This window comes from Acinetobacter sp. YH12231 (genome assembly GCF_013417755.1).
In the GTDB taxonomy this organism is placed as follows: domain Bacteria; phylum Pseudomonadota; class Gammaproteobacteria; order Pseudomonadales; family Moraxellaceae; genus Acinetobacter; species Acinetobacter amyesii.
In genome coordinates this window covers 43,611-59,323 of the sequence record NZ_VPDJ01000010.1, presented here as the reverse complement: position 1 = coordinate 59,323, position 15,713 = coordinate 43,611, and the positions used below count along the sequence as shown (strand labels likewise).

The 15,713-nt window shown below is 38.1% G+C and carries 18 protein-coding genes, 4 tRNA genes and 1 pseudogene; 11 read left to right on the top strand and 12 right to left on the bottom strand.

Annotation, left to right across the window (positions count from 1 at the left end; genetic code table 11):
• Positions 1–61: 61 nt before the first annotated feature.
• The 7 genes from FTV11_RS07630 to FTV11_RS07600 all read left to right on the top strand — a co-directional run bounded on the left by FTV11_RS07630 (position 62) and on the right by FTV11_RS07600 (position 3,703).
• Complete coding sequence (locus tag FTV11_RS07630; RefSeq protein ID WP_180007670.1) at positions 62–820, top strand: Nif3-like dinuclear metal center hexameric protein; 759 nt, start codon at positions 62–64, stop codon at positions 818–820.
• A 156-nt stretch (positions 821–976) separates the two neighbouring features.
• Positions 977–1,603, top strand: coding sequence for a superoxide dismutase (locus FTV11_RS07625; RefSeq protein WP_078192384.1), 627 nt, complete (start codon positions 977–979; stop codon positions 1,601–1,603).
• 811 nt (positions 1,604–2,414) lie between these two features.
• Positions 2,415–2,490: transfer RNA gene (locus FTV11_RS07620), tRNA-Asn, on the top strand.
• A gap of 5 nt (positions 2,491–2,495) precedes the next feature.
• Positions 2,496–2,571, top strand: a tRNA-Asn gene (locus FTV11_RS07615).
• Between the two features lie 217 nt (positions 2,572–2,788).
• A tRNA-Asn gene (locus FTV11_RS07610) sits at positions 2,789–2,864 on the top strand.
• Positions 2,865–3,122: 258 nt separating this feature from the next.
• A tRNA-Asn gene (locus tag FTV11_RS07605) sits at positions 3,123–3,198 on the top strand.
• 22 nt (positions 3,199–3,220) lie between these two features.
• Positions 3,221–3,703, top strand: a complete 483-nt coding sequence (locus FTV11_RS07600) for a DUF2726 domain-containing protein (RefSeq protein ID WP_218945491.1) — start codon at positions 3,221–3,223, stop codon at positions 3,701–3,703.
• A 75-nt stretch (positions 3,704–3,778) separates the two neighbouring features.
• On the opposite strand, the gene FTV11_RS07595 is transcribed toward FTV11_RS07600, so the two are convergent.
• The 4 genes from FTV11_RS07595 to FTV11_RS07580 form a co-directional block, all read right to left on the bottom strand.
• A complete protein-coding gene (locus FTV11_RS07595; protein ID WP_168379169.1) occupies positions 3,779–4,039 on the bottom strand; it encodes a hypothetical protein in 261 nt (86 codons plus the stop codon).
• 183 nt (positions 4,040–4,222) lie between these two features.
• A complete protein-coding gene (locus tag FTV11_RS07590; protein WP_180007668.1) occupies positions 4,223–5,677 on the bottom strand; it encodes a S9 family peptidase in 1,455 nt (484 codons plus the stop codon).
• Between the two features lie 122 nt (positions 5,678–5,799).
• Complete coding sequence (ubiA, locus tag FTV11_RS07585) at positions 5,800–6,681, bottom strand: 4-hydroxybenzoate octaprenyltransferase (protein ID WP_180007667.1); 882 nt, start codon at positions 6,679–6,681, stop codon at positions 5,800–5,802.
• Between the two features lie 22 nt (positions 6,682–6,703).
• Positions 6,704–7,189 (bottom strand): chorismate lyase, encoded by a 486-nt coding sequence (locus FTV11_RS07580; protein WP_180073711.1) that lies wholly within the window; start codon positions 7,187–7,189, stop codon positions 6,704–6,706.
• A 203-nt stretch (positions 7,190–7,392) separates the two neighbouring features.
• Here FTV11_RS07580 and FTV11_RS07575 point away from each other — a divergent pair, with 203 nt between their 5' ends.
• On the top strand, positions 7,393–8,307 hold the full coding sequence (locus tag FTV11_RS07575) for a polysaccharide deacetylase family protein (RefSeq protein ID WP_180073710.1): 915 nt from the start codon (positions 7,393–7,395) through the stop codon (positions 8,305–8,307).
• 86 nt (positions 8,308–8,393) lie between these two features.
• Here FTV11_RS07575 and FTV11_RS07570 read toward each other — a convergent pair whose 3' ends face one another.
• Both FTV11_RS07570 and glnA read right to left on the bottom strand, forming a co-directional pair.
• Complete coding sequence (locus FTV11_RS07570) at positions 8,394–8,672, bottom strand: hypothetical protein (protein WP_180004871.1); 279 nt, start codon at positions 8,670–8,672, stop codon at positions 8,394–8,396.
• A 96-nt stretch (positions 8,673–8,768) separates the two neighbouring features.
• Entirely contained in the window at positions 8,769–10,184 is a 1,416-nt protein-coding gene (glnA, locus tag FTV11_RS07565) for a type I glutamate--ammonia ligase (RefSeq protein WP_180073709.1), read from the bottom strand.
• A gap of 1,071 nt (positions 10,185–11,255) precedes the next feature.
• On the opposite strand from glnA, the pseudogene FTV11_RS07560 reads away from it, so the two are divergent.
• Positions 11,256–12,459, top strand: a pseudogene (locus FTV11_RS07560) (tyrosine-type recombinase/integrase).
• A 321-nt stretch (positions 12,460–12,780) separates the two neighbouring features.
• Here FTV11_RS07560 and FTV11_RS07555 read toward each other — a convergent pair.
• Both FTV11_RS07555 and FTV11_RS07550 read right to left on the bottom strand, forming a co-directional pair.
• The gene (locus FTV11_RS07555) at positions 12,781–12,975 is read right to left on the bottom strand and encodes a hypothetical protein (protein ID WP_180073708.1); all 195 of its coding nucleotides are present in this window, start codon (positions 12,973–12,975) and stop codon (positions 12,781–12,783) included.
• Between the two features lie 118 nt (positions 12,976–13,093).
• Positions 13,094–13,276 carry a hypothetical protein gene (locus FTV11_RS07550; protein ID WP_111884537.1) on the bottom strand — a complete coding sequence of 61 codons (183 nt, stop codon included), beginning with the start codon at positions 13,274–13,276 and terminating at the stop codon, positions 13,094–13,096.
• A 264-nt stretch (positions 13,277–13,540) separates the two neighbouring features.
• On the opposite strand from FTV11_RS07550, the gene FTV11_RS17085 reads away from it, so the two are divergent.
• A complete protein-coding gene (locus FTV11_RS17085) occupies positions 13,541–13,669 on the top strand; it encodes a hypothetical protein (RefSeq protein WP_257223205.1) in 129 nt (42 codons plus the stop codon).
• Between the two features lie 80 nt (positions 13,670–13,749).
• Positions 13,750–14,082: a GrlR family regulatory protein gene (locus FTV11_RS07545; protein WP_180073707.1), complete on the top strand. Its 333-nt coding sequence runs from the start codon at positions 13,750–13,752 to the stop codon at positions 14,080–14,082.
• A gap of 52 nt (positions 14,083–14,134) precedes the next feature.
• Here FTV11_RS07545 and FTV11_RS07540 read toward each other — a convergent pair whose 3' ends face one another.
• From FTV11_RS07540 to FTV11_RS07525, 4 genes are read right to left on the bottom strand one after another with little or no spacing between them, the layout of a single operon-like run.
• Positions 14,135–14,632, bottom strand: a complete 498-nt coding sequence (locus FTV11_RS07540; protein ID WP_180073706.1) for a hypothetical protein — start codon at positions 14,630–14,632, stop codon at positions 14,135–14,137.
• Complete coding sequence (locus FTV11_RS07535; RefSeq protein ID WP_180073705.1) at positions 14,632–14,928, bottom strand: DUF6527 family protein; 297 nt, start codon at positions 14,926–14,928, stop codon at positions 14,632–14,634. Before FTV11_RS07535 ends, FTV11_RS07540 begins: the two co-directional genes overlap by 1 nt.
• On the bottom strand, positions 14,929–15,435 hold the full coding sequence (locus tag FTV11_RS07530; RefSeq protein WP_180073704.1) for a lysozyme: 507 nt from the start codon (positions 15,433–15,435) through the stop codon (positions 14,929–14,931). It lies immediately after the preceding gene.
• Positions 15,419–15,676, bottom strand: a complete 258-nt coding sequence (locus tag FTV11_RS07525) for a holin (RefSeq protein WP_180073703.1) — start codon at positions 15,674–15,676, stop codon at positions 15,419–15,421. Before FTV11_RS07525 ends, FTV11_RS07530 begins: the two co-directional genes overlap by 17 nt.
• Positions 15,677–15,713 lie beyond the last annotated feature (37 nt).

Here is a 15,713-nt window from a genome sequence, read left to right as displayed (position 1 = left end):
TTTAGTTACAATTTAAACAATCGTAAATTTTGATGCATCTTTTTGAGATTTTGGACAGTATATGGCTCAGTTAAGTGAAATTATTCAATGGTGTGACAGCACACTCAAAGCACATGAATTTAAGGACTATGCTCCCAACGGCTTGCAAATTGAAGGCTCAGCAGAAGTGCATAAAATTTTATGTGCAGTTACCGCGTCACAAACAGCGATTGAAGCCGCGATAGCAGCGAAAGCTGATTTGCTATTGGTACATCATGGTTATTTTTGGAAAGGTGAAGCTTACCCAATCACTGGTATGCGCGGCAAACGCATCAAAAGCCTGATCAAAAAAGATATTTCATTAGTTGGCTATCACTTACCTTTAGATAGTCACCCTACTTTAGGTAATAATGCAGCGATAGCAGATTTGCTCGAATTAGAGAATATTGAAGCCTTAGATCCTACTGAGCGCAATCCTATTGGCAATGTTGGTTATTTAAAACAAGCCATGACTCCAGCGGCGTTTAAAGAGTTCGTTTCTGAAAGATTAGGATTTGATGCCATTCACCTGCCAGCAGATAAACCCTCTATTCAAAAAATTGGTTTTTGTACGGGCGGCGCACAGGACTTTATTGGCAAGGCGGCTGCATTAGATTGTGATGCGTACATTTCAGGTGAAGTGAGTGAACGCACTTTTTATGAGGCTGAAGAATTAAACGTGCATTATTATGCATGTGGACATCATGCAACCGAGCGTTATGGTGTACAACGACTCGCAAAAGCTATTTCAGAACAGTTCAATATTGAGTATAGTTATTTCGAATTAAACAACCCGATTTAATTTAAATCGTCTTGGTCTTTGGCTCAGTCCTTATACGTATATTTTCAGGCTTTATTCTGTATTGTTATTTATAAGCAATGCGCATTTTACTGCAAGAATCTATTACAATAACGGCACTTAATGTCAAAACCCAGCAAAATGCAAGGAATTGAAAACATGACAACGATTACTTTACCAGCGTTACCTTACGGTTACGAAGATCTTGCTCCGCACATCAGCAAAGAAACTTTAGAATACCATCACGACAAACACCACAATACTTATGTGGTTAATCTAAACAAAGCAATTGAAGGTACTGACCTTGCTGGCAAAACTTTAGAAGAAATCATCACTGCTGTTAAAGGCGATGCTTCTAAAGCTGGTATCTTCAACAATGCAGCCCAAGTATGGAACCACACATTCTACTGGAACTGTATGGCTAAAAACGGTGGCGGTAAAGCTACTGGCGCTTTAGCAGCTAAAATCGACGAAGCTTTCGGTTCTTACGAAAAATTCGCTGAAGAATTTGCAAATGCTGCTGCAACTCAATTCGGTTCAGGTTGGGCTTGGTTAGTTGCTGACGAAGTAAACGGCAACCTTTCTATCCTTAAAACTTCAAATGCTGACACTCCACTTGCTCACGGTAAAGTTGCTGTGTTGACTATCGACGTTTGGGAACACGCTTACTACATCGACTTCCGTAACGCTCGTCCTAAATACATCTCTACTTTCTTAGAAAGCCTAGTGAACTGGGACTATGCAAACGCTAAATATGCAGGTCAAGCTGCTGGCGTTGAAAAATAAGTTTTAAAACTTATTCAAAAGTCAAAAAAATCACCCTTTTAGGGTGATTTTTTATGCTTTAAATATCATACTGCCACAACAAACAATATTACACAAAAGAATGAATCAAGAGCCATTACTAATCATAAAAGCAAAATATACCAAAATATTAGTGATGTTTATCTTTATCACTATAATCCAGTATGTGAGTTACTCTTATGTTCAAGAATCTATTAAATATAGTTTTAATTCAGCACTAATACTGACTGGATTATCAATTATGGAATTCGTCTTAATTTTACTTATCATCAAAAATGGACTGCCACAAATTAGATTTTTCGAAAGTCATTGTATAATTCAACTTTATATAATGAAAATTCAGTTTAACTATGATCAAATAGAAAGCATATCCATTAACAACACAAAAAGTCACTACAAACTATTACCTGTCGGTAATGAATATTTATTAAGGATTGTATTCAAACACAATCAAAATCTTTTTAATCTATACCAAAACACCATTAAACCTGTTATGTCTTTTTCTAAATTTCATTTAGATACCTTCGCAAACCATCAAATTTTAGAAATATATTTATTATTCCAAATTATAATTCCTTTAGATCAAGAGAAACGCATAACTACGCTTAAAAATTTAAATCTACAAAATTTGACGATAAAGCAAATCAGCAACCTAGATGATATAAAAAACTTCAAAAATAACCACTATTTAAGAAAAAATTTCTAGACTTGAACAATAAAAAAACATTCAAATAGTCATTTCATCAAATCTGCTTGACCACTTTAAAATTCATCCCTAAAATGCGCATCAGATTCTCCAATAGCTCAGTCGGTAGAGCGACGGACTGTTAATCCGCAGGTCCCTGGTTCGAGCCCAGGTTGGAGAGCCATCTATTCTTCCATAGCTCAGTCGGTAGAGCGACGGACTGTTAATCCGCAGGTCCCTGGTTCGAGCCCAGGTGGAAGAGCCAGATTCTAAAAAACCCACTCATTACGAAGTGGGTTTTTTATTGCCTGTTGTTTAAGCAAAGCATACCTACTTTTTTGTTTATGCTTTCCTAAAAGTATCCGTATAAGTACTAACTTGTCTGATTCGGCTATTTTTAAAACACTTAATTTGATTTTTCTGTATTTTATTTAAATCAGGCTTGACCACCCTGCCATACATCTTTAGAATCCGTTTCAGATTCTCCAATAGCTCAGTCGGTAGAGCGACGGACTGTTAATCCGCAGGTCCCTGGTTCGAGCCCAGGTTGGAGAGCCAAATTCTAAAAGCCCACGCATTATGTCGTGGGCTTTTTTTATGCTCTAGGCTTTTATTTTTAAGATAAGAATCACTTGCTCTATGACCTAAGCTATTCACCGACCTCTCCTTCCACATTAGAAGCAATTATCAAAGCTTAAGTTTTAAAAACACTTTATATTAAAGGTGTTTATATTTAATACATTCAGCCTAAATTTTCTTATTTTTTGCAATTCCGACTTGACCTCACTGCATTTGCCCCATAGAATGCGTGCAGATTCTCCAATAGCTCAGTCGGTAGAGCGACGGACTGTTAATCCGCAGGTCCCTGGTTCGAGCCCAGGTTGGAGAGCCAAATTCTAAAAAGCCCACGCATCATGACGTGGGCTTTTTTCATATATGTAGTTTATTCCGTGCCAGATCTCAGTCAGTTCATATTTTTTATTATTGGTTGCTTGGCAACTTTTGCACTTGTCTGCTTAGTCTTTCCGAGACTGTTTAGAAGCAAACAAAAGTTTTTCCCACGTCGTGTAATCACTGCCTTTGAAAGTAAGATGTTTCATCGTTTAAATGAAGCATTTCCGAACTACCACATTTTAGCCCAAGTGGCTTTTAGCGCACTGATCACCAATCAAAATTATAAAATTAGGAATAGATTTAATCGAAAAGTCACTGATTTTGTCATACTTGACCAAACTTATAATGTGCTTGTGATTATCGAACTGGATGACCCTAGTCATATAGGCAAAGAGCAAGAAGATGCTGAACGTGATGCAATGCTTGAAGAAGCGGGCTACCGTGTAATCCGCTACACCAGTATTCCAACAGTTCACACGCTCAGGCATGATATAAATAAATAGTTGTAAAATACGTAAATCAAAATCAAACATTGAGTGAATGCGCATTGCATTCACATCGATAATGTAAACAGAATTTTATTGAGCATTTGACTCTTGAGCAGCCAGCACTTCTGATACTGCTTGGTCAGCCTCAGCAGCCAAAGCCTCATCTTGGGCTTCTTTAGCTTTAATGCGCTCAATCATTTCAGCTTGTTGTTGCTTATATTTTTCTTGGTTTTTGGCATCACTATTGACTGCAAGAAAAGCCATACTGACCAAAAATATAGGAATCAATAGCCCAAGTGCCATCAAAATGATCATCTTTTTGGTATTGGGCTTTGGCTTAACTTCAGACATAACGATTCTTTCATTTACATAAATAATTCGACGCCCAATATAGCAAAAAACAAAATTCGCTCAAGCCTTCATATCATTCTTTACTCTAACCAACTATACCCCCTCATTTTCACGGATTGAATGATTAACAATCCAATATTCAATAAAAAAAGGAGACATGCTCCTTTTTTATTATTTAAAAACTTAGCTTGAAGCAACTATACCCGTACAATGTGGACTTTGGCTCGCATCTTTTTGCTCATTGGTTAAATCAATACCTGTACCTGCGGACATTTTAGCTTGAATAAATTCGACCGCTTGCGCATTTCTACAGATAATCGCCTGTGTATGACTTGCTTTTGGCACAATATCCAATAAATATCCATCCTCATATTTTGCCTGTGGGAAGTATTTCACCGCTTGCAATTTCATATTTTCAAATAAAGCTTGAGTCACAGGAGGTAATACAGCTTTATCTTCTTCACCTTGAATAATATAAACAGGGGCTTTAATTACTTTGGCAGCAGTTGCATTCGTCGCTGGCTGATTATCATTTAAAAATTTCTGAACAACGGGATCGGTATCGATTTTATTCAAATCAATTCCGTACTGTGAAACCATATGCGTTGGATCTTTTAAGAATTCAATCACAGCTGCTTTAAACTGTTCTTGCAAACCATTTGCGCCATTTGGATCGGCATAACTTAAACATGCACCATCATCCCCTGTACGTCCATAGGCTTTTTCTGCAATAACACCAGCATCTGCAGTAAAGATATTTTTTAAATCATAATTTGGCTCATAGGCTTTAATACCCGAACTGGTCAATGCAGCATATGCCAAAAGCTCAGCATAGCCATCTGCAAGTTGCCCCATTAACGCATCTGCTTGCTGTGCATTGATTATGTTATTTGCAAGCGCGTAACGAATTTGAAGCAATTGTTCATCTAAGATATTGACGCCCTTACTCACGCCGTTGTCATCCAGATTTAAAGCAGGATCAAGATAGATCTTAATAATCGTCCCCAAACTCGATGCAGGTGCGGCTGCCACTGCCCCTTTATAGTTTGCATCCGTATTTGCAAATTCCGCCGTCCCTAAGGATGCATGACCACCTTGCGATTGACCGATCGACATCCACTGACCATTGAGTTGCTTACCATAATGTTCTTTTGCTGCTTTAACCGCAGTAAGTGCCGAATTTGCCGCACTCGATAAATTGAGGTATGGATGCACCCCCTTCGTACCTAAACCTTCATAGTCTGGTGCCACAATTACATAACCTGCCGCCATAAGCGTATTAGCTAGAATTTTAAAACGTGGATGAATTAGATTTTTACTTGGCGCACATTCATCTCCAGCCCCGACTGTTCCATGCTCCCATACCACAACACGATACCCATCTTTAGGTTGTGTAGCTTTTGGAAATAATACTAAGGCTGTTGCTGTTGCTGCTTTCCCCTGCACATTGGTCATGTTATACGTCATGACTTTAATGGACGATGTATTGTCTACAGTATCTAAAGCATAATTTGCTTCAGACACAAATGTTGATTTTTGATTCGAAGATGATGAGTCATTATCATCGTCATTACACGCGGTTAAAGACAGCATAGAAACTGCAACTGTCAGAGCTAATGCTATTTTTGAACTTTTCATAAAATATCCTTTTTAATCATTATTCTTTAAGCATGAAACTACATGCCTTTTTATTAATGCATAAAAAAAAGCACCCAAATAGGATGCTTTAGCTCATTTTAAACAGTTTCAGATCAATGACATTAAAGCGTCAGTGCCATGAAAATTCCAATAAAAATCATAAGCCCTACCCAACGGTTATGGCGAAACGCCCAAAAACATAACTGCGGATCACGGCCTTTGGTTTTAGTCCACTGGTAAATAAAATCGGCAGCCACAGCCAACAACGCGACCAAACCGAATGGCATCAAGAGATCTTCTAAATACAGTGCAGAACCAATTAGTACAATACTAAGCACCTGCAATAATGAAATAATTTCAATATCGTATTTACCAAATAAAATCGCAGTCGATTTCACGCCAATTTTCAAATCATATTCACGGTCAGTAATGGCATATTGTGTATCATACGCAACGGTCCACGCCAAATTACCAAAGTACAATAACCAACACGTTAAATCAGGTGTTTGCCCTACTGCGGTGTAAGCCATAGGAATCGACCATGAAAATGCCGCGCCTAAAAATACTTGTGGCAGATGCGTGTAGCGTTTCATAAAGGGATAAATGAACGCTAAAAACAATGCACCAAAGGACCAATAAAAAGTTTCTATCGGTAAAAAGAACAACATACATGCGCTAGCAAGCACCAAGATCAAGAATACATATATGGCTTCTTTAGCGCTAATTACGCCTGTCGCTAGAGGACGATGCTTGGTTCTTTCCACAGCACCATCGACTTTACGGTCAGCAAAGTCATTAATCGCACAACCTGCTGCACGCATAAATATCGTACCCAAAATCATAGGAATCAAAATACTGAATTGCGGTGTTCCTTGATTGGCAATCCACAGTGCCCACATAGTTGGCCAAAAAACCAGTTCCGTGCCAATTGGCTTATCGAAGCGACATAAATAGTAATAAGCTTCTAAACGCTGCTGCCAAGTAATCTTTTGCACCACGGCCATGACTGTCCTTCATCTGGTAATGTTATTTCTGCAAATATTGCTCAAAACTCGCTAAAAAAGTTTCCTGAACTATAAATTTACAACCATGCCAAGTATAACAGCTCTGACGTGTCCAACCATCGTCTAGCCACAGTACACGCCGCTCACACTTCGGATTGGTACGTTGAAATAAAAAATGTCCGATGGGTTTTTTTCCAATATGCTGAAAAATCCGCGCACGGCCTTGTATACTGAGGATTGGAAATATACTTTTTGCCTTGACCCACGGCTCAGCTTCACAGCCATATAAATAACTTTCACGTACCCAAGCTGTGTGCTGTATTGGCATTTGTAGCCACCGTGCATCTTGAAGCGTCATACGTTGAAATTGCTCAATACTCGGCTCAACCTTAAATACGCCTTGGGCAAAATCTGTTAATTGTTGGGTTAATGAACCCGAAGCATACAACCATGTTCTTAATTCACGAGACATTCTTTTATCCCGCATTTCGCATGCTTGACGCTGCATATTTCATTTCCCTTATAAGCATTTGCTGAGTATAGCGAATCCTTAGTGTAACCAACTCAACATCGTTTTTCATGACCCATAGCTTGTTTTCAGTAAAATGAGCAAAACCAAAACGGCTTAAGTACTTCATTACATATGCAATCAACACAAACCTCACATACACAGTATGATGTCGTGGATAACCACTAAATTACACAAGCATAATGTTTCCATATAACCCACTACATGTTTTTATTTTTTTCGTTTTACTTTGTGCCAATATCACGGTTCAAGCAAAATCTATTGCACTCAGTTTTGATGATGGATTAAATCCAGTGTTTAACGCACAAGCGGAACAAATCAATGCCCAAATTTTAAAACATCTGCATGATCAACAAATCAAAACTATTGTCTTCCCTAGCCTGATTAAAATTGGCGATTATCAAGGTAAACAACTGATTCAAGCGTGGGGACAATCTGGCCATCTGATTGGCAATCATAGTGCACTGCACCAAAATCTGAATAAAGAAAATGTCACTGTACACGATTATCTGCACAGCATTGAACAGGCAGATACAGTGCTAAAAACGCTGCCGAATTACATCCGTATTTACCGTTATCCATTTTTAAAAGAAGGTAATAACGCTGAAAAACGTGATGCTGTCTATCACTGGTTAGAGCAGCATCAATACCGCATTGGCGGTGTGAGTATTGATGCCAGTGACTGGTTTTATAACCGGAAATATCTCGACTATGCCAAACAGCAAGACTTTGACAAATTAGAGCGTCTAAAACAAGCGTATATTGCTCACCTGCTTCACCGAGCAGATTATTATGACCAGCTTGCGCAGCTCACTTTACAACGTTCACCGCAGCATGTTTTGCTTTTACATGTAAATGCCATTAATGCCGCATTTTTAAAGGATGCCATTACTGCTTTTCAACAGCATGGCTGGACATTTATTTCAGCTGAGCGCGCCCTACAAAACCCACTATATACGCAGCACAGTCAAAACATCCCTGCGGGTGAAAGTGTGATTTGGTCGATTGCCAAAACAAAAGGATTAGAAAACTTACGCTACCCTGCCGAAGATGCACCATATGAAATCGACAATTTAAAACAGCATGGTTTGCAATGACGATTGGTAAATTGACAGATGCTCAATAAAAAATGACCTGCAACGTTGTAGGTCATTTTTTCAGTTCAATTTTTTTTAGTATTGAATTAAAAGTTATCTGTCTTGGCAATGGCTTCAAACTTGCCTTGCGGCGTTTTTATTAAAACCAACCCTTCGGTCGTAATATAAAAACTTTCAGGGTAATCAAACTCCAATGCCAGCTCTGGGTTTTTCAGCTCGACAAATTGAGCCTGTTTATAACCTTCAACTGTTATGCCCACTTCCAAATAAGTTACTTCTGAGAAGTTAAGTTTAAATCCCTTTGCCTGATCTGCTGGATCAATCCAAGGGAAAAAACCGGTATGTTTTTTTCGCGGTTTTGCCATGTTTAGATATTCATTCAACTCTTTGCCTTATCTTAACCCATCCCATAAAAAAACCCGCACAAGGCGGGTCTTTTTACAGTGAAATTCTGTACAGAATTACAAGCTGTAGTACATGTCGAATTCAACTGGGTGAGTAGTCGTGTTAAGACGACGAACTTCTTCAGTTTTAAGTTCGATGTAGGCATCAAGCATTTCTTTAGTGAACACGCCACCTTTAAGAAGGTAATCATGGTCAGCTGCAAGAGCTTCAAGCGCCATATCTAAGCTATGAGCCACTGTAGGGATTTTAGCTTCTTCTTCAGGAGGAAGGTCGTACAAGTTCTTGTCAGCAGCTTCACCTGGGTGGATCTTGTTTTGGATACCGTCAAGACCAGCCATAAGAAGCGCAGCGAAACCTAAGTACGGGTTCATCATTGGATCTGGGAAACGTGCTTCGATACGTTTGCCTTTAGGGCTAGAAACATAAGGAATACGAATAGAAGCTGAACGGTTACGTGCTGAGTAAGCAAGCATAATCGGCGCTTCGAAATGTGGAACTAAACGTTTGTACGAGTTAGTTGATGGGTTTGTGATTGCGTTCAATGAACGAGCGTGTTTGATCACACCGCCAATGAAGTACAACGCCATTTCTGAAAGACCAGCGTATTCATCACCAGCAAACAAGTTCTTGCCATCTTTAGAGATTGACATGTGAACGTGCATACCAGAACCGTTATCGCCAACCATTGGTTTAGGCATAAACGTAGCAGTTTTAGCATATTGGTGAGCAACGTTCCAAACAGCATATTTGAATTGTTGAACTTCGTCCGCTTTACGAACCATAGTGTTGAAGCTTACACCGATTTCAAGCTGGCAAGATGCAACTTCATGGTGATGTACTTCTACACGACCTGGACCCATGATGTCTTCGATTTTTGCACACATTTCTGCACGCATATCTTGTGAAGAATCTACAGGAGGAACTGGGAAGTAACCACCTTTCACACGTGGACGGTGACCAGAGTTACCTGCTTCGTAATCTTTACCAGTAGACCAAGCAGCTTCTTCAGCGATTAATGTGTGGCGCGCGCCAGACATATCGATGTCCCATTTTACTTCGTCAAATACGAAGAATTCTGGTTCTGGACCAAAGAAAGCAGTATCACCGATACCAGTTGATTTTAGGTATTCTTCCGCACGGCGAGCAATAGAGCGTGGGTCACGTTCATAACCTTGACCAGTTGAAGGTTCGATAACGTCACAAGTCACAACAACTGTAGCTTCTGCAAAGAACGGGTCGATAAAACCAGTTTCTGCATCTGGACGTAAGATCATGTCAGATGCTTCAATGCCTTTCCAACCAGCAATTGAAGAACCATCAAACATTTTGCCATCTTCAAACGTATCTTCGTCGATTGAATCTGCTGGGTAAGTTACGTGTTGTTCTTTACCCTTAGTATCAGTAAAGCGAAAATCGACCCATTTTGCGCCACTTTCTTGGATGAGTTGAAGGACCTTGTTCGCCATGCTCATTTTGCTCCGATGATTTTTTTGTGCACACTGAAGTGCGTGTTAGTAGTTGGTAGTTATTAAGCAATTACCGTACCAACTTTTAAAAGCTAAGCTAAAATACTGAATTCCTTATCAGAATAGAAGATTTTAGCTCCTTGCTTTTCGACTATTATACTGTGTGTAACAGTAAATGCACCATATTCAGCCACTCTTCATCACTTTTGTTTAAAAACTTCTCGCAGGTGTATCAAAATAGTGCAACTTGGTTTTGCACCAGTATGCACCAAAATGATTAATCGCTTTCAACGATAAAATTATTGGGATTTTATTAAAGCTTTAAGGTCGAATTTAAATACGATAGAAACTAATGGTTTAGCTAGTTATGGCTGGGAAAATACCAGCGTGATAACTATATTCATGATCGATATTTAGGTTTTTTGAGCCCTTAAAGCACTCTTTTTTTGAAGTAGATTTAACCATTTTGTTTTAATTTTGATCAATCTACCTTTGCATTAATTGTGCTCCATTTTGGTGATTTTGCTTCAAAACGGTTCATATTTTTCCAGCTAGAGCCTGAATTGCAATTTTTAACGACAGTAAGCAGATCTTTTTAAAATATCAATTGAACACATTTTAAACACTTAAATTCAGCCTATTGCTTTGTTCAACTTAAATCCTAAATTTATAAGTCGATAATTTGCTGAAATGATTTCAGTTGCGATGAACTTTGGCGAAATTGTTCAGCAGAAATTGAATAATATTTGCTATGATTGGCTGCATTCTAAATATTTCACTATTTTTCTATTTAAAATATCCACACGATATTTGGGTCAATATACAACTATTTAGAATCATTTCGGACTATTCTAAGCACAGTTAAGTGCATAAATTTCAAAGGTTAATACGCTCATGCTTTTGATGATCGAAAAAAAGTACTGAGATTCACACTACTCCCCATTAGTTCCTTTGACCTACATAACAGTCTGATTTGTTACAAAATAGGTTTGTATTAGTTCCTTTTAGTTCTTCTTAATCCGGTACATTTACGGGTAATATTGCGGGTAACCTTAAATTTACCCGTTCGTTACCCGTATGGCCTCCAATAAGCTTACAGATGCAAAAATTAAAACACTTAAACCACAAGAGAAAGTTTACCGAATATTAGATTCAGATCGCCTGTATATTGAAGTTCGCCCATCAGGTACGAAAGTTTGGCGTTTTAAATTTACGCATCAAGGTAAAGAGTCATCTATGAGTCTTGGTGAGTATCCATCAATCGGTTTAGCTGATGCTCGCATTTTGCGTGAAGAAATGAGGGCAAAACTTGCTAGAGGAGTTCACCCTGTTTTAGAGAGAAAGCAGCTCAAACTTGAAGAAGAAAGCAAACTAACAAATACTTTTAAAAATGTTGCTTTAGAATAATGCAGAGCGCCTAAGCTCTAAGACTGAAAACTACAAAAACCAATTTTCAGTTTCTATGGAAAAAGATGTATTTCCGGCTATCGGATCTAAAGACATTAAAGCCGTAACGTCAGCTGATGTTTTAGGTATTTTGAAAAATACTATTAAACGAGTTAGATCTCAAAAGAATCGTGGCACTGGTGAGGTTACAGCAATACAGAATAGGAAGTTTATTTGTGCTGTTATGCGATATGCCATTGCTACCCTACGCGCTGAGAATGATCCAACATATGCTGTTCGTGATGTGGTTATCCGCCCTGAAGTTACCCATGCAAGAGCATTAAGTAAAGATGAGCGTATCAAGGTCAGAACTCGCTTAGAAACTTACGGCGGCACTGAAACGGTAAAAAATGCTGGTCTTATGCTGCTTTACACGATGCTTAGAACCATAGAAATACGTCGCATGGAATGGTCTTGGGTAGATTTTGACGATCGCATCGTAACTTTTCCTAAGGCTGCCATGAAGAAAAGCCGCGAACATATTCTTCCGATGTCGGAACAAGTCTACGCAATTCTAAAAAACCAATATTTAAATTCTGGTAATAAAGTTTATGTGTTCCCTTCGGTTTATAAATCGGATTCAATGCTTAACCAGATGACCCTAAATAGAATGTTTCAACATTTAGCTATTGAAGATGTTTCAGCTCACGACTTGCGTGCTACTGCTTCTACTTTGCTGAATGAATATGGCTATGATGAGAAATGGATTGAAGCTCAACTTGCACATGCTGACGATAATAAAACCCGAGCATCATACAATCACGCAAAATATTTGGCTGATCGTAGGAAAATGATGCAAGATTGGGCTGATATGGTAGATAGATGGAAACAATAAAGCCTTCTATTGTTGCTGGGTACTTCTTTCTTTGAAGTACTTTATACAACCCTCTATAGATTCAGCATTTACGTGGTACAAGCCTAGAATATTATAGAGATTTTGTTCTTTCAGAATTGACCATATCTCTTTACAACTTCTGATGCCGAATAGTAATTAACGCTTTCTGTGTGCAGACTCATAACTTACCTTTATGTTTTGTTTTCAACCTTCTGTTTTAAACAATAAATAAATTTTAATTAACAGAAACGTTAAAAAACAGCACTGGGTTATGTATTTAGAACATAGTTATAAGACATTTAATTTACATTACAAAAATTATTAAACACATTTACCTAAATATAAAAACTTTTTAAAATATGCCTTTCCACCATCTGCATTTAAAATAAAATGGTAGCAAAACTTATCATATTTATTACAATGCTTATAATCATTATTATTCTGCTGAAATTCTTTATTCAACAATATTTCTTTAAAATTCAAATTTGTTACTTCAACAACTAGTTTTGTATCCATGACATTCACCTTTTAAACATAATGATTATTAACGGGATAAAGCAACTAGAAATCACTCAAAGTCAAAGGAGGTGTGGTCAGCTCCCCCTTTAACCCTGCATCAGAGACAAAAAACAACTCAATTATTTTTTTTATCTTGTTGTTGCTCTTTGTTTATTTGAGCCTGATCTTTTTTTTGCTCATGTTTACTCTGATGTTCACTAACTTGTTGCTGTTTTTGCGGTTGATTTTCCTGATCACTATCAGGTTGTTTATGTGAATCTTGATTCTGTTTAGAACCTGGCTGTTTAAAGTTTGGCATAACTACTTCCTATATTTGTCATTAGCATTAGTGACAAATACAGATTGGACCCTTTATTTATATATAGATACTATTTAAATGTATCAAGAAATATTATTAAACTTTTAGTAAAATACATTCTTATATTTAATAGCCTGTTATAACTAAAAATCAAATAAATTTTATATTTTAATTTTCTTAATTATATTTTATTACAAAAATAACCTGAAAAAATAAATATTGAATGCTATTTATTTAATCTCCAATTAAAAAAGCAGGTTCGAAATGAAAATTTTAAAACTATTAGGTGTAAGTATTTTAGCTGGCTGTTTATACAAGAAAATAAAAGCCAAGAAAAAATCTAAATGCGCCCTTGAAAATGATGCTGAAACTCAGACATCAACCACTGAATGAATTATTAAAAACTCATCATTTAGTTTTTAATACGTTTAATATCAAACTATTACTCTCAGTTTTTTATATCGAGAACACTAATGAATAACGGTGTTTATTTACTTATTTTTAAAAGTATTAATATTGATTTTGGCACCGGAATTTTGGTTGTGGACAACAACATAGCCAATGGCGGCGATACTATATATTCATATACTGGCGAAATAAATGATACACAGGTCGTGTTTGAGTTTATCAAACACAATGTTGAAGCACACTCACTCTTCGGAAATGTTGGCAAACTTAAGCTTAATCTTACATGTCACCCAGAGCCTGAGGGCTATCTAATGAAAGGTCATGTAGAAAATATCCAGTCTGTCCCACTGGTCATTAAAGCTAAATTTATAGGCCACATTGCTAAAGAGTCTAACTAGTAGCAGTTCAGCAGTAATTTAAAAAACATAGCCCTCACTTGAGGGCTTTTTATTATGGCCAAGCATCATTTAATCGTTTTGCATCAGCTGCGTGTTCATCAGCTCGTTGCGCCACTGTTCGATACTCATTGACGCATTTTTCGAGTACGACACCACTGGCACTGGCGTACTCAATGATGGTTTCTCGGGTAGCTGTGGACATACGATTTGAGGCTGTATCGATTTGCTTTGACAGCCGATCAATAGCGGACTTAGCGCTATTGCTATCAGCAATAATTTGTTTGATATCATCACGATGCTGAATCTCCGCTTTGAGTAGCTTTTCAGACCATTGTTTTTCTTTTGCGATAGCATCTGCTTTCGCTTTTTCAGTTAATGCCTCAGCCTTGGCTAGATCGGTTTTATATTTCGCATCAAGTAATGCGTAATCATCTTGCCAGTTTGAAACTCGCCATGTCTGCACACCAAAGCCGATAAGTGCAAGCAATAAAAAAGCCGCCAAAAAGATAATGACGGCTTCATAAAATTTAGCTAAAAATGTCTGAAACATTAGAATTCCTCCACTGGCAATAAATCAACTGTTTGCCCAGCTAAACTATGATTGCAATCAGATAAGAATTGAATCTTCCCATCAGTGATAAATGAGTGGCACTGGCTTGGATGCCCCTGATTTACCATCAATGAAGGCGTGAATGTTGGAGCATCTAAATTCCCATTAAAGCCCCATCGAATGCGATGTTGTTCACCAACATGGATAGGATGTAAGGTTTTGCATCCCGGACACTCAATAAAATAAATGCCATTTGACTCAAGCAAAATATTGCTTACTTTCTTAAATTCACCCATTCACTGCGCTCCCATACATTTAGAATGACGTTCAAGCTGTCGAATCCACACGCCATAACAGTTATTTGAGCGAACAGAGCAATCACGCTTGGCAGCGTACTTCCACTTGAGTAATGAGTTACATGCCTGCACATACTTACCTTGCTTTAAGTTGCGCAGCATTGAAGATGAGCGCCAATTCGCAGCACCGAAGTTGTAAGAGAAGTCCAGGTATGTATCGTATTCAATTTGAGACAACTTCACTCCTTCAAGCGACTTTCGAAATGCAATCTCATCTTTAGACACGTGCGCTTTTGCCCATTCTTGAGCGGTCTTGCGTGTGATTAGTGGATCAGTCATTTTGATTGGCTTACCATCTGGCTTGGTTGTAGATCCAATGCCCTGTGTTACAACCCCACCACTGTCTTTATATGGTTTTGCTGAGTAACCTTCATACTTTTCTAAGCCCACAAAAAAAGCAGCCGAAGCTGCTAATCCATACGTCCAATATTTAGTCTTGTTTGACATTGCATGCACCGTTTAGTTTTCGCTTAGTGAGCTCGTGAATTTCTTTTTCGCGCTGATTTCGTTGCCATGAGAAATAAACATTAATGAGTAAGCCCAGCACGGCAACACCTATACCTACCCACCCCATCCAATCAATGCCCATAAAAAAACCGGCAAAGCTTGCTGCTCCACCGGTCACTGTTGCTTTTGATCCCAAAGCTGCAGCTGATGTTTCTGCCACCGCTGCTGTCGTTTCAGACATGTTACCCCCTAATTTTAGGCAATAAAAAAGCACCTTT